We start from the raw sequence: 12371 nt of genomic DNA, 5'->3' as shown, positions 1-12371 counted from the left end.
CATCCGCTGAGGGGTAAACTAACGTGATTGAGACCCATTGCAGTCATTCTGCATCGTTCGTTACAAGAGAAGCGGCTTCAGCTTGCGAGCGCCAAAATGTCTGAAAAAGTTGCGGAAGGTACTTGGTATTATGACGGCAACATTCCGAAGCGCATCGCAGCTTACCGGAAGGAAGCACGTCTCGCGTCGTCTCGATTTGACCGTAACACCGACCAGGAGCCATCAATAGACGAGAGCCGACCGATACCCGAAACGAAGGATGGTTTTTTGTACTATTGCCTGCTTACCAACTCGGGCGAGCACCTATCGCTCGAAGAATTAAAGGCGTGGGCCGATTCTCAACCATGGGGCCCGGTTAAGTGGGATGGCGACTTCTAATTGGAAATACCGTGCTTGAACGGCTGCTCTTGGCCCGTTGCAGATGTCGGTCTTCGCGGTCATTTTCTCCCGGAAGGGATGGGAAGGTTTAGAAGGATGTCACCGCAACGTCTCCACGACAAATACAAGTCTCGCATCTTGCTGCAGAATGAAAGCAGTCGAGACGCCGATTTGGTAAAGCTCATGGCGGCCAATGGCGAACGCGGCACGGTCTCTCACGTGCTAAACCACATTCCAGAGCAATACGAAGACATCTATACAGTACTCATCGATGACCGGTCGGTTGTTACTTTTGAGATTCCGCGCGCTGCTGGGGCGCTGACCGTCAAAGAACTCAGCGTCTTCTCTCTAGGTCAATATCGTGACGAACTGGGCCAAGGGAAGCGTCGCATACGCTTGGATCGAGCGGCGGAAGACGCACGGAAACTCCTCATCAAATAAGCAGGGTTACGTGATCAGTTGGCAGCCTGCTCCGAATGGCGAACGTTCGCTTCTGGCTCTTAGCGGGCTGAAATGACTGAAGCCAACAAGCGCAGCCCTTAATCCGAGGCCGACACGCTGTGACTTCTGCCGAAGGTCGCGTTGCGTCCTACGTCAAGTTGCGCCGAAACCAATCTAAGCGGTCTTGCTCTTCCCGAGTGGATCGGCGCTTCACGAGCCCGAACCCTACGAGTTGATCGGCTTGTTCGGACCAAAAAGCCCCATGCCATTCTCTGGTTTCGAACGCAGTGATGGCAACGGGTGCTGAGGGGGGCAACTTCTGTAAGGCAGCGAGTAGCAAAGGAAAGCCGTAGGTGGCGATGCCTGCTTCCGTCGCGGTTCCATGCTTAATCTTGTAAACTCGAAGCCAATATTCGGCCGGCATGTAACCTGATGGTCCTCTGGCAGGGACGATTTGGGTCAGGTCTGATTGCTTCAGGAAGTTGAGAGCTGCCTTGCTGCTTTCGCTTGGCGGAAGCGAGGCAATCAACTGCTTTAGCAATTGCACCGTCAAGGCCACGGCATCCCTCCAATACGCAGGCCGACCCGGCTAAGCGGCCATGCCAACTCTGTCTTTTATAACTTTTGAAGGTAAAGAGCGGAAGTTCAACCGGTTCCGCCTTTGGCCCCATACCGGCGAAACCAAGCGTTTCCCCGAACGTCGGTTGTTAGGGATAGACCGGACATCGCCGAGTTACGGTCAAATCGACGCTTTTGACCCTAAGCCGCCACGCAGCGAAAGCTCTGGCATGCCCGCTATCAAGGACAGAGTGGACCCAGCGCTTAGCAGACCCAGACTCCAGCTTCTGCCCCACGGCGGACCACGAACACAGATTGTTCGACTTCGATCTGCCAGGCTCGGAGGCGCCCTCAGATTTCGCAGCCGGCCAAATTCAATGCCTTGCGCAAGCCACCAAACGCCTTAAGCCGACAGGGCTCGGTATCGCTGGCGGCCTTTGAATTCTGGAAAATGGCAGCTCGCTTGATAACGGTTGCCTTTGGCTTCGGCTTGGGACGTGTAGCGGCCCCGATCTTCTTCGAATTCTGCCGATCACGGGTGATCGACCTCGGAGGCTCCGACGAACCGATACTGATGTCTTCTGGTGGAGCAATGCGTTCTTCTACCAAAGCAGCCTGAGTCGGCGCCTCGCCGCTCACAGCGACAACTTCAAGACGATCGGCCTTCGCCAACGCGCCATTTGAAGCAGAAGTGCCTGCGCTTGGCTCGGCAAGCGGCTGCACGGTCGCGATTGCGCTGCGCGGTGGAGCTCTCAGTTCCATTGCTGACAGCACTCCTACACTCAGTAGGATAAGGAGACCCAACAACGCCATTCTCAGCATAATGCGCCTCTAACCTGAGTTAGTGCCGCTGAACATTCTCCGCTCCAATAAGGCTAGTTGTCGGCGGCTGCCGACCCACGTACGGATCATTTGCCGATAGGGTTAACGTCGGCGATGCTCCCAACACGGATTGAGAAAGCCGCTGCCCACGTCGGTTTACGTGCGCAGACCGTACCTGGTTCAGGTTGCGGCAGGTGACCTGTTACTGGCCCATCGCGCCAGTTGGCGCAGTGCAGTGACATGTCTGAAGTTGGTGGTACATCAGAAGTAGCTGGCCGAGTGCAAAAACGGCGCTTTTGACCCAACTCGGACCTCCAAGTTCCACTTGAGGCAATCGGGCTCCCGCGATTGCCGCTCACAGGTCCGCAACAAAGTGCTAGGGTCCCCTTGTCCTAGCGGCGTGGGTTAGTCTGGTCGTTCGGAGGGCGCTGTGGCCGAGCAGCGGGTTCAAAGGCGACTGGCGGCGATTTTGGCCGCAGACGTGGTCGGCTACTCCGCGTTGATGCAACGCGCTGAGGAAGCCACCTATGCCGAGTTCGAGCGGCTCAAGCGGGACTTGATCGCGCCGAGCCTCTCCCGCCACGACGGCCGACTGATCAAGACAACGGGTGATGGCGCGCTCGCCGAATTCGCCAGTCCCTTAGCCGCCGTGAGATGCGCGACCGAGATGCAGGATCATCTCGCCGAGGGTAGGGGTCCATTCAAGCTACGCATCGGGCTCAACCTTGGTGACGTAATCGTTGGGCAGGACGGCGACCTGTATGGCGACGGGATCAACATTGCTGTCCGGCTGGAGGGGATCGCCGATCCGGGCGGCATCCTGATGTCTGAAAAGGTCTACAGCGAGGTCGAAGGCAAGCTGGATGTTGGCTTCGAGGATCGCGGCGAGCAGCAGCTCAAGAATATCTCCAAGCCGGTCCGCGCCTACGCGGTGCGTGCGGGAACGCATAGCGTGCCGACCGAGTGGCTTGGTACGGCCCCTCCACTCCCGGACAAGCCGTCTATCGCGGTACTGCCCTTCCAAAACATGTCAGGCGATCCCGAGCAGGAGTATTTTGCGGATGGGATGGTTGAAGAAATCATTACGGCGCTCTCGCGGTTCAAATCGTTGTTAGTGATTGCTCGCAATTCGAGCTTCACCTTCAAGGGCCGAGCCGTCGACATTAAAGAGGTCGGGCGCAGGCTTGGTGTGCGCTACGTCCTTGAGGGGGCGGTACGCAAAGCATCTGGGAGAGTTCGGATCACGGGGCAGCTGATTGATGCGGTGACGGGGGCGCACATTTGGGCGGACAGGTTCGAGCGTGACCTGACTGACGTTTTCGCTCTCCAGGACGAAGTAACGGCCGCTGTTGTTTCGACCATTCAGCCAAAGTTGCTTCAAGCAGAAATTGCAATGGCAGCGCGGCGGCGACCAGAGAACCTTACCGCCTATGATTTATATCTCCGAGCCTTGCCGCAGCATTACCTGGCGACCCGCGAAGGGTTGGCGGAGGCGATAAGGCTGGCCAATCGCGCTTTGGAGCTGGACCCTCGATTCGGCTTGGTCGCCGCACTGGCAGGTGTCTGTCACATGCAAAACGCCCTTTGGGGCTATACGATCGATCGTCAATTCGAGCGCCAGGAAGCAGTTCGGCTTGCTGGGTTGGCTTTAAGCATCAACGATGGTGATCCGGACATATTAGCGATGGCCAGCGCCATTACTGCGCTCATGGTCGGCGATTGTGAAAGCGCGGTCGAAATGGTTGACCGGGCGGTCGCGCTCAACCCAAATTCATACGCCGCTTGGAACTGCAGAGGCTCGGTCTATATAACTGCGGAGCTGCCGGAGGAAGCGGTCCGAAGCTATGAACGTGCCATTCGCATGAGCCCGGTCGACCCGCGGCTACACAGCACGTTCTCGGGAATGGGGTTGGCCTTTATCGAGCTTGGTCGGTTTGATGACGCAATCATTTCAGGAAAGAAGGCTTTGCGTGTCAACTCGTCAACTCCGGTCGCTTACCGTTGTCTCGCGTCCGCTTTCGCCCATCTTGGACGCGGCGCTGAGGCGCGTGAGGCGGCGTTGCGTGTGCTTGAGCTTGATCCCGCCTTTACAATATCTCCGTTGAACGCGGGCGGACTAGCAAGAGCGAAGCTGTTCATTGAGGGCCTTCGCAAAGCGGGATTGCCCGAATGAGCCACACTCGCGTCGACGAGGTGGGCGAATAGGACGTAATTGCTGCGATGCATGAGTCCGTTTGTGGCCCGTTTGAGACATGCCAACGAGCACCGCGAATGTCTGCTCTCTGGGACATTTCGGAAGTCCCGTTTCAACGCTGTCAGGGCCGTTGTTGACCCGAACCGGACTTCGGTCGGTTTCAACGCGGCGCGAACTCCGGGGGATTACGGCTCCGACGGCGTCCCATAACGGCCAAAATGTGGCGCTTGCCGTGCCCACTCGCCTATTTATTTCCCCTTCTCCGCCCAGCTTAGAGCGCGTTTCGTATCCACGGTTGCCGCAAGCGTCCTTTGTACTGAAGAGAGTTCGTTGCGTCCGGTGGAGCAAGCGATGCGTACCGAATTGTGCTTTCAGCGCAAGCTGCGCCGTATGCTTGTTGCTGTTGCCATCGTTGGCCCCGTGGCGCTGACGCCCGAAATGAGTGCGGCCGAAGGCTTGCTTGATTTCTTTTTCGGTGGCGGCCAGAAGCAACAGCAGCAGACCTCGACTCTTGATCCGCAATCACCACCGCCGCGGCCGGTCGTCGTAAGCGCGGGACCTGCCTTCTGCGTGCGCAGTTGCGACGGAAAATATTTTCCGCTGATGCGCGGCGCGGCCTCGCCGGCGCAGATGTGTCAGGCCTTCTGTCCGGCAAGCCCGACCAAAGTTTTCTTCGGCTCCAGCATCGACAGAGCCTATGCCGCAACCGGCGAACGCTACGCCGATAGCGAAAACGCCTTTGCCTATCGGAAGGCGCTGCGCGCCGATTGCACTTGCAACGGCCAAAGCCCCGCCGGTCTTGCATCAATCGATCTCGCGATGGACGGCTCGTTACGCTCGGGCGACGCGGTCGCCACCGCTGACGGGCTCGTCGCCTATTCCGGCATACGGGTCGGTAACGACCAGAACCCGGATTTCACGCCGCTTCCGGCGGCGACCATCACGCGGAAGCCGGTGCCCGCGCGCGACTAGCGCGTAGATGCGGATTGATGTTGCAATCAATGTCCGACGATCACCTCTTTGCAGAGCTTCTTCCGTTGTTGGCCCGAATGCGAAGTGGCGACACCTCTCATTCAGGTACGCTTAGTGGGGCGGAGCGGACTCGATTTTCTCACTCTGAGTTCTTCGCATTTTGACCCAAGGCGGACATGATCTCGGACTTCGCGATGTCCGCCTCTGAGGCCAAACGAATGATTGAGTAGGTACTGCTCAGCGGCGCCGCGCTGGTGATTGGACGGACTTGCCAAGAATTTTAGAAGGTTGGAGGCCCAACGCGGCGCGATGATGTAAAATCCGATCCATGAGCGAGCGTTGGTTCAGAGCGGTGCGCAATTTCGTGCCGGTGCGCCTGCGCCTCTATCTTCGCGCGTTTGCCATCTTTCTCATCTTCGCAGCACCGGTCGTATTGGTGGCGCTGTATTTTGGCTCTGACTCACTTTTGATGAAGTTCAAGCGCCGGCTCGCGTTGGTTTCACAAAGGAATCAACATGATGCGGCAAGCCCTACGTCCGTCGGCCCTGGTCCCTCGCGGGTTTGACGTGGAAAGCGCCTTCTGTGACGGCACCACGACCGTGATCACCGTGCGTCCCACGAGTAGGACGAGTCTCTGTCCCGGATGCGGAGCCAGTTCTAGGCGGATCCATAGCCGATATCAGCGACGCCTTACCGATCTGCCGCTGGCGGGGCGGCAGGTTCGGCTTGTGGTCGTGGCGCGTCGCTTCCGCTGCGAAGTGGTTCTGTGCGGTCGACGTATTTTCTCCGAGCGCTTCGATGACGGCGCTGTGGCACCGTGGGCGCGGCGAACCGCGCGGCTCGATTTGGTCGTCCATCATCTTGGCCTTGCCTTGGGTGGCCGCCCAGCGGCGAGTTTTGCCCGCCGACTTATGTTGCCCGTGAGCAATGATACGTTGCTTCGGGTCGTTCGAAGGCGCGGGTGTCCGCCCTTTGCTGCACCAAGCGTTATAGGCATCGATGACTGGGCTTGGCGGCGCAACCAGCGTTACGGAACAATCGTCTGCGACCTGGAGCGGCGACGACCGATCACACTCTTACCCGACAGAGAACCTGCCACCGCGCAGGCCTGGCTCGCGGGCCAGCCGCAAATCACTGTGGTCGCGCGCGACCGCGGCGGCAGTTACGCCCTTGCTGCCGCCAAGGCACTCCCTCACGCCACCCAGGTCGCTGACCGTTGGCATCTCATGGAGAACGCCAGCCACGCTTTCCTCGATGCGGTTCGCAAATCCATGCACCGGGTCCGCGCCGCGGTCGGCTCCGCCACCATAAATCCCGACTTGCTGACCGCCGCCGAGCGCATCCAGTATGAGGGCTATCTGCGACGTGAGGACACCAACGCGGCAATCCTCAAGCAGGCTGAGGCGGGCGTCTCCATTAAGGAGATCGTGCGGCTCACCGGACATAGCCGGGGCCTTGTTCGCAGGGTGCTGCGAGGTCAGCGAACCGATGTGTTCAGAGTTCGCGAGAGCTCGCTCGAACCCCACCTACCATGGCTCGACGCGCAGTGGGCTGCTGGTCATCGTAACGGCGCCGACCTGTGGCGTTGCCTCAAGGCGCAGGGATTTAGGGGCTCGGTGCGGGTTGTTACAGAGTGGGCGACACGCCGTCGGCGCGCCGAAACGCCCAATGCTCAGAGCCTACAGCGCGTGCCGTCCGCAAGAACTATCGCCCGCTTGATGACCAATGGCCGCGATACGCTATCGAAGTCAGACACCGTCACCATCGCGGCGATCGAGCAAGGCGTTCCTCTCCTGGTAGAAGCTCGAGAAGTCATCGCCGCTTTCCATACGATGATCCGTAAGAAGGCCCACGCCGATCTTGACCCATGGCTGGAACGCGCATGCGCGAGCCTCGTCGTGTCCTTCGCCAATGGCGTCACCAAGGACAAAGCCGCCATCAGCGCTGCGATCACGACGTCTTGGTCCAACGGACAGACCGAAGGCCAGATCACCAAGCTCAAGCTCGTTAAGCGTCAAATGTACGGGCGTGCCAAGCTCGACTTGCTTCAGGCTCGCCTAATAGGGGCCGCTACATGACCACGGCTGCACCAAAGTTGCGTCAGAGCCGTATTTTGACCCGCTCGATCATTTCAACAAAGCGGCGAACCATGTCCCGTCCTTTGCATTGCTCGCGCTCTCGGCGACCATATTTTACCGACTTAGGTGGTATTTATACTTCGGCCAGGACCCCTGGAATGCGGACCGAGATCTGCTGGAGCTACCCCGGCATCTTAGGATCCTCTTCGGAATCGCAATCCTGCTGCTGTTCATCGGCGGCATTTTTCTTCCAAGGCCTTTATGAGCAAGCAGCACTTCAGGAGACAGCACGCGCTCGCAGCCGAGATCCGTCAAACAGCCAACCTGGTTCGTGCTTGTCCTTTTGCTGCGCCGCCATGAGCCCGCATCTGGCCGCGGTCCGCGGCGCCCAAATCCATTTGAAGCGGCTTTCGATTCCACTAGCCAGTCTCAGGAATGCTTTCTGTCCGTGTGACTGTCCCAATCCCGCGAAGACTCAGCAGCGTTGTCGGGGTGGCCGGCGTCGCAATTCTTTTCGGGAACCCCAGCGGTACCAGGCCACAGCAGGAGCTGCTTCCGCATCTCGGCGAGGCGCGCCCGGAGAAATTCGCGGTAAAGCATGTCAAATAGAATGGGCATGATCGAACTCCATGTGTTGATCATTGCCATGACATCCTTCTACGGCACCTGTAGGCGCACAGCAGGTGAACTAGATCACTGATCGCCAAAAGGTTTTTGCGACGTTCGGCGATGCCGCCGCCTGATCCATACCGACGCTCATTCTGCGGATCGGATGCTTCGCGGGTCTCTATCCCGGTGCGAGGCAACGTAATCGATCTCACCGCGGGTGATGCCGATGTCCGCAAGCTCGCTGTCCGCAAGCTGCTCCAAACGGGCGCGCAGCTTCCCGCGTTTGCGCCACTCTTGAAATGCATCCCAGTAGATTTCGAGAGGACTGTAGACCTGACGCTTCGCGCTTGCGGGTCGCAGCTCGGTGGTCTCGTTGATCGTGCTCATTGTGGTGTGTCCTGTCTGGACTGTTTCACCACCCCAAGCTGCCGCAAGATCTTCCAGCGCGCTTAACCGGCGGCTTACATTTTCCTCACCCGGGGCTTATTCTTCGCGTTTCAGGCGGCGCTGGAGCCCGGAATGTAGGAGCGACTGAAGGATTCGCAGCTTGCGCTATCTGTTCGAGGACTATGCATTCGACACAGTCCGGCGCGAGCTGCATCGCGGGGCCGACGTCATCTCCGTCGCGCCGCAGGTGTTCGACCTGCTCGATTACCTGATCCGCAACAGAGAGCGCGTCGTCAGCAAAGGCGATCTCATCGACGCCATCTGGAATGGGCGGAGCGTGTCCGATGCCGCGCTCACGACCCGCCTGAATGTCGCGCGGAGCGCGATCGGCGATACAGGTGGGGATCAGCGCCTCATCAAGACATTGCCGCGCAGGGGCTTTCGTTTCATCGGGTCGGTGGTGGAAACGCTGGGGTCCGCAAGTGCGGCAACCGCCGACAATTCGACAACACCAGCGCTCGCGCTCCCCAACAAGCCCTCGATCGCAGTTCTCCCCTTCACCAATCTGAGCGGTGATCTTGAGCAGGACTATTTCGCGGACGGCATGGTGGACGAAATCACCACCGCCTTGTCGCGGTTCAAATCCCTCTTCGTGATCGCGCGCAATTCGAGCTTTACCTACAAGGGCAGGGCTGTCGACATCAAGCTGGTCGGACGCGAGCTCGGCGTTCGCTACGTCCTCGAAGGAAGTGTGCGCAAAGCAGCGGGAAAGGTCCGCATTACCGGCCAATTGATTGATGCCATGACTGGCGCGAACCTTTGGGCTGATCGGTTTGAAGGTGATCTCAGCGATGTCTTTGCGTTGCAGGACGAGGTGACGGTCAATGTTGTCTCCGTGATTCAGCCAAAACTGCTTCAAACCGAAATTGATTTGGCTTCGCGTCGGCCGAACAGCCTCAGCGCCTACGACCTTTGCCTTCGCGCACAGCACCTCCCGTCATGGACCCGGGACGGATCGGCCGAGAGTCTTCGGCTTGCTTCTCGCGCATTGGAGATCGACCCTCGATGCTGCTTTGCCGCCACCCTTGCAGGGGGATGCCACATTCGAAATGTACGTCAGGGATGGGCGACCGATCCGACGTCGGAAATTGCAGAGGGATTTCGGCTTCTGCGGCTGGCCCTCAGCATCGACGGGAACGCCACTTTGGCATTGAGCATGCTGGGCAACGCAACCGCTTCCTTCTCTGACGATTACGATACTGCAAGGGGGATGGTGGACCGTGCGGTCGCCTTAAACCCTAATTCATCCCCCATATGGGAGCAGCGAGGTCTCGCTTACCTGATGGCGGGGCAGCCAGAAGAGGCAATCCGGAGCTTTGAGCGCCGCATTCGATTGAGCCCACTTGACCCGCTGCTTTTTTCAACGTTTGGAGGAATGAGCGTTGCCTTCATCGGTCTTGGTCGTTTCGAGGAGGCAGTCTCGACCGCCAGGAAGGCCGTCCGCCAGAACCCGCTCTATCCTTTCGCTTATCGCGGCCTTGCGTCGGCCCTGGCTCATTTGGGTCGCGACGTAGAGGCAAAGGAGACAGTGGCTGGTCTGCTCGAACTCGAACCCGATTTTCGCATTTCTGAACGGGTAGCGCGCGGCGGCCTATTGGGGCCTCAGTTGTATATCGACGGCCTCCGCAAAGCAGGGCTTCCCGAATGACGCGGCGTCTGCCGCGCGGCTATGGCGGCGACATCACGCCGTAAGCGCAAGCTTCCGAAGAAACAGAAGGAAGGCAAGAAGAAGATACCCTCGGTAATTTACCGGAGCGGCAACACCGGATTGACCTGATGTCCCCCTCGATAGGGTTTTCTAGGATGCCGATCATCCGGACGACAACAGGGAATGATATGCGAAAAATTTCGCTATTTTTGATTCTGCTCTCGCTCGTTGGAATATTGCCTTCCACCGAATCCTTCGGCCAGAGTGCACTGCGGGGCGCGGTTATCGGAGGTGCCATTGGCGGACGTCGCGGCGCTGCCATAGGAGCTACCGCCGGTGCAGTTGCCGGTGCCCACCGGCGTCACAATTGGCACAGATATTATTGGAGGAACGGCCGTTGCTGGTATCGTACGCACAACGGAAGATCTCACCCCGTGTCGCACCGATATTGCCGTTGAGTTGATCTGACCGGCCGCCACCCACAGGAAGAGACAAATGTTGAAAATCTGCCTTCCAGTTATTTCATGCTTCATGGTCACTCTCGCAGGGCCTGCGTTCGCGCAGGCACAGCCTGTTCGAGTCGGCGGGTTAACCTGCGATACCGGTCCCAGAGTTGGTTTGGTTCTCGGCTCGCGGCAGAATTTACGGTGCGTTTTCAGGTCGAACGCAACGACACGCCTCTACAATTATAGCGGCACGATTGGCCGGCTTGGCCTCGATCTCGGGGTCACCGGCGGGGGACGATTGTTCTGGGGGGTGTTCGCACCGACCTCGCATGTCGGACACGGAACGCTGAGAGGAACCTATGTGGGCGCCAGCGGCAATGCGTCGTTAGGTGTTGGCCTCGGCGCCAACGTACTCGTCGGCGGATCCCATCGCACGATTTCCCTGCAGCCACTGTCGGTAGAAGGCCAGGTTGGTGTCAATCTGGCACTTGGGGTGGCCCGGCTGACCCTCCGATGACGAAATCACTGCCCGACATGACCTTCGTGTGACGCGTCGGGCAAAACAGGGGCATAATGCCATCATTGCAGCGCGTGTGATCGGCAGCGATGATGTCCCATGAAACCAAGCCGCTAACGTTTGTGCTCATAGCCCGAATCTCTCAAGAGGGTATCGCGGACTTTCGTTCCTACGAGGATGCCGTCTTGCCGCTCTTGCCCGAATTCAACGGATCTCTGGAACGTCGGCTTCGAAATCCGGATGGCACCGTCGAGATGCACATCGTCAGCTTCGCATCCGATGCGGACTTTCAAAACTATCGGAATGACCCTCGGCGCACAACACACGCCTCGTTGTTGGAAAAATCATCAGCGAGGCTGGAATTGCTACCGATGGCGGATTTGGCCGTGCGCTAATCCATCACCCCGTCATCCCCGGGCAATGGCGAAGCCATTACGCGGGGATGACGGAGATGGATTGCGCTTGTCGGAGCTATCAAAAGCGCTCGGCTGCCCCATGTCGCCCGATCCGATTGAACCCGATCCGAACTCCGCGACACTATCCCCCTATGGAGTAAGCGGCCTCGCCCGTCGATGGGCGATACGGGGAGTGTCTGTCATGCGAAAGCGTAACTGGCGATTGATTGCGGTCGGCACGGTGCTGCTGGTGCTCGCCGTGCTGTTCTTCCTGTCTATGCGGGACATGACGCTGTGGTCCAATGATCCTGTCGCCCTGATGCGTACGGTCGGGGAAGTCTCGGGCGCTGTCGGCGGCATCAGCCTCGTCATGATCGTCTTCGGCCTGATCGGCAGGAAAGCGCCGGCCTGACAAAGCATCGTTTCAGAAGGCTGGGCCACGCCTGCATCACGCCTACGCTATCACGGGGAATAACGGGCCTTCGCTGCAAATCCAGATGTCAGAACCGCACAGGGCGGGATGCATTTGGAGATAGCTATGATTACCTCGAAGATGCTGGTTGTGGTCGCGATCGTATCGGTGATGAGCGCAGCTTCGGCGCAATCTTTCCATCCATCGGTGGGCGGAAAGGAAACGACCACAAAGCCCTGGGCGGCGCCGGTCGGTCACCGCCAGCCGCACGCGTCCGACGTTCCCGCGACAACGATGGGATCGCTGGATTTCCTCGATCCGGAAGATTCCTACATCGACCGCAAGATCTCCGGCATCTGCCGCGGCTGCTGATCGAGCAGAAGTGTTTCGGTGGCCCCAACCGAAGCCCGCTTTTGACCCATAGCCGCTCGAAGCCGCGGCCAGGGCGAGCCGA

The 12371-nt window shown here is 58.9% G+C and carries 16 protein-coding genes; 12 read left to right on the top strand and 4 right to left on the bottom strand.

All coding sequences use genetic code 11. The features are described 5' to 3' along the window. Positions 1-96 precede the first annotated feature (96 nt). Both ACPPVR_RS04740 and ACPPVR_RS04735 read left to right on the top strand, forming a co-directional pair. On the top strand, positions 97-378 hold the full coding sequence (locus ACPPVR_RS04740) for a hypothetical protein (RefSeq protein WP_426613108.1): 282 nt from the start codon (positions 97-99) through the stop codon (positions 376-378). A 96-nt stretch (positions 379-474) separates the two neighbouring features. Further along, on the top strand, positions 475-819 hold the full coding sequence (locus ACPPVR_RS04735) for a hypothetical protein (protein ID WP_426613107.1): 345 nt from the start codon (positions 475-477) through the stop codon (positions 817-819). 148 nt (positions 820-967) lie between these two features. Here ACPPVR_RS04735 and ACPPVR_RS04730 read toward each other — a convergent pair whose 3' ends face one another. Continuing rightward, positions 968-1378: a hypothetical protein gene (locus tag ACPPVR_RS04730; RefSeq protein WP_426613106.1), complete on the bottom strand. Its 411-nt coding sequence runs from the start codon at positions 1376-1378 to the stop codon at positions 968-970. Positions 1379-1728: 350 nt separating this feature from the next. After that, positions 1729-2139, bottom strand: a complete 411-nt coding sequence (locus ACPPVR_RS04725) for a hypothetical protein (RefSeq protein WP_426613105.1) — start codon at positions 2137-2139, stop codon at positions 1729-1731. Between the two features lie 490 nt (positions 2140-2629). Between ACPPVR_RS04725 and ACPPVR_RS04720 the strand changes: the two genes are divergently transcribed. The 4 genes from ACPPVR_RS04720 to ACPPVR_RS04705 all read left to right on the top strand — a co-directional run bounded on the left by ACPPVR_RS04720 (position 2630) and on the right by ACPPVR_RS04705 (position 7443). Next, the gene (locus ACPPVR_RS04720; RefSeq protein WP_426613104.1) at positions 2630-4372 is read left to right on the top strand and encodes a tetratricopeptide repeat protein; all 1743 of its coding nucleotides are present in this window, start codon (positions 2630-2632) and stop codon (positions 4370-4372) included. Between the two features lie 372 nt (positions 4373-4744). Next, a complete protein-coding gene (locus ACPPVR_RS04715; protein ID WP_426613103.1) occupies positions 4745-5365 on the top strand; it encodes a DUF2865 domain-containing protein in 621 nt (206 codons plus the stop codon). Between the two features lie 328 nt (positions 5366-5693). Next, positions 5694-5930, top strand: a complete 237-nt coding sequence (locus ACPPVR_RS04710; RefSeq protein WP_426613102.1) for a hypothetical protein — start codon at positions 5694-5696, stop codon at positions 5928-5930. Then, positions 5884-7443, top strand: coding sequence for an ISL3 family transposase (locus tag ACPPVR_RS04705; RefSeq protein WP_426616302.1), 1560 nt, complete (start codon positions 5884-5886; stop codon positions 7441-7443). The genes ACPPVR_RS04710 and ACPPVR_RS04705 overlap by 47 nt, the downstream gene beginning before the upstream one ends. A 429-nt stretch (positions 7444-7872) precedes the next feature. Here the strand turns inward: ACPPVR_RS04705 and ACPPVR_RS04700 are convergent, their stop codons facing one another. After that, positions 7873-8091: a hypothetical protein gene (locus ACPPVR_RS04700; RefSeq protein WP_426613101.1), complete on the bottom strand. Its 219-nt coding sequence runs from the start codon at positions 8089-8091 to the stop codon at positions 7873-7875. 108 nt (positions 8092-8199) lie between these two features. Further along, a complete protein-coding gene (locus ACPPVR_RS04695) occupies positions 8200-8439 on the bottom strand; it encodes a DUF1127 domain-containing protein (RefSeq protein WP_426613100.1) in 240 nt (79 codons plus the stop codon). A 160-nt stretch (positions 8440-8599) separates the two neighbouring features. Between ACPPVR_RS04695 and ACPPVR_RS04690 the strand changes: the two genes are divergently transcribed. The 6 genes from ACPPVR_RS04690 (at position 8600) to ACPPVR_RS04665 (ending at position 12289) form a co-directional block, all read left to right on the top strand. Beyond that, entirely contained in the window at positions 8600-10147 is a 1548-nt protein-coding gene (locus ACPPVR_RS04690) for a tetratricopeptide repeat protein (protein ID WP_426613099.1), read from the top strand. A gap of 128 nt (positions 10148-10275) precedes the next feature. After that, a complete protein-coding gene (locus ACPPVR_RS04685; protein WP_426613098.1) occupies positions 10276-10605 on the top strand; it encodes a glycine zipper domain-containing protein in 330 nt (109 codons plus the stop codon). A 37-nt stretch (positions 10606-10642) separates the two neighbouring features. Next, positions 10643-11110, top strand: coding sequence for a DUF992 domain-containing protein (locus tag ACPPVR_RS04680; RefSeq protein WP_426613097.1), 468 nt, complete (start codon positions 10643-10645; stop codon positions 11108-11110). An 89-nt stretch (positions 11111-11199) separates the two neighbouring features. Then, positions 11200-11505: a hypothetical protein gene (locus tag ACPPVR_RS04675; protein WP_426613096.1), complete on the top strand. Its 306-nt coding sequence runs from the start codon at positions 11200-11202 to the stop codon at positions 11503-11505. Positions 11506-11707: 202 nt separating this feature from the next. Then, positions 11708-11917 (top strand): hypothetical protein, encoded by a 210-nt coding sequence (locus ACPPVR_RS04670; RefSeq protein WP_426613095.1) that lies wholly within the window; start codon positions 11708-11710, stop codon positions 11915-11917. A 126-nt stretch (positions 11918-12043) separates the two neighbouring features. Continuing rightward, complete coding sequence (locus ACPPVR_RS04665; RefSeq protein WP_426613094.1) at positions 12044-12289, top strand: hypothetical protein; 246 nt, start codon at positions 12044-12046, stop codon at positions 12287-12289. The last annotated feature ends 82 nt before the right edge of the window (positions 12290-12371 follow it).

Source organism: Bradyrhizobium sp. McL0616 (assembly GCF_049993385.1).
Lineage (GTDB): Bacteria > Pseudomonadota > Alphaproteobacteria > Rhizobiales > Xanthobacteraceae > Bradyrhizobium.
Note: the sequence above shows the minus strand (reverse complement) of the source record. Positions and strands in the feature narration are given on the sequence as shown.

Excerpts from the sequence above, each read along its gene's own strand:
- ACPPVR_RS04705 (WP_426616302.1), top strand. The coding sequence starts at position 5,884 with ATGCGGCAAGCCCTACGTCCGTCGGCCCTGGTCCCTCGCGGGTTTGAC.
- ACPPVR_RS04710 (WP_426613102.1), top strand. The coding sequence starts at position 5,694 with ATGAGCGAGCGTTGGTTCAGAGCGGTGCGCAATTTCGTGCCGGTGCGC.
- ACPPVR_RS04675 (WP_426613096.1), top strand. The coding sequence starts at position 11,200 with ATGATGTCCCATGAAACCAAGCCGCTAACGTTTGTGCTCATAGCCCGA.
- ACPPVR_RS04670 (WP_426613095.1), top strand. The coding sequence starts at position 11,708 with ATGCGAAAGCGTAACTGGCGATTGATTGCGGTCGGCACGGTGCTGCTG.
- ACPPVR_RS04715 (WP_426613103.1), top strand. The coding sequence starts at position 4,745 with ATGCGTACCGAATTGTGCTTTCAGCGCAAGCTGCGCCGTATGCTTGTT.
- ACPPVR_RS04735 (WP_426613107.1), top strand. The coding sequence starts at position 475 with ATGTCACCGCAACGTCTCCACGACAAATACAAGTCTCGCATCTTGCTG.
- ACPPVR_RS04695 (WP_426613100.1), bottom strand. The coding sequence starts at position 8,439 with ATGAGCACGATCAACGAGACCACCGAGCTGCGACCCGCAAGCGCGAAG.
- ACPPVR_RS04740 (WP_426613108.1), top strand. The coding sequence starts at position 97 with ATGTCTGAAAAAGTTGCGGAAGGTACTTGGTATTATGACGGCAACATT.
- ACPPVR_RS04700 (WP_426613101.1), bottom strand. The coding sequence starts at position 8,091 with ATGGCAATGATCAACACATGGAGTTCGATCATGCCCATTCTATTTGAC.
- ACPPVR_RS04685 (WP_426613098.1), top strand. The coding sequence starts at position 10,276 with ATGTCCCCCTCGATAGGGTTTTCTAGGATGCCGATCATCCGGACGACA.
- ACPPVR_RS04725 (WP_426613105.1), bottom strand. The coding sequence starts at position 2,139 with ATGGAACTGAGAGCTCCACCGCGCAGCGCAATCGCGACCGTGCAGCCG.
- ACPPVR_RS04680 (WP_426613097.1), top strand. The coding sequence starts at position 10,643 with ATGTTGAAAATCTGCCTTCCAGTTATTTCATGCTTCATGGTCACTCTC.
- ACPPVR_RS04665 (WP_426613094.1), top strand. The coding sequence starts at position 12,044 with ATGATTACCTCGAAGATGCTGGTTGTGGTCGCGATCGTATCGGTGATG.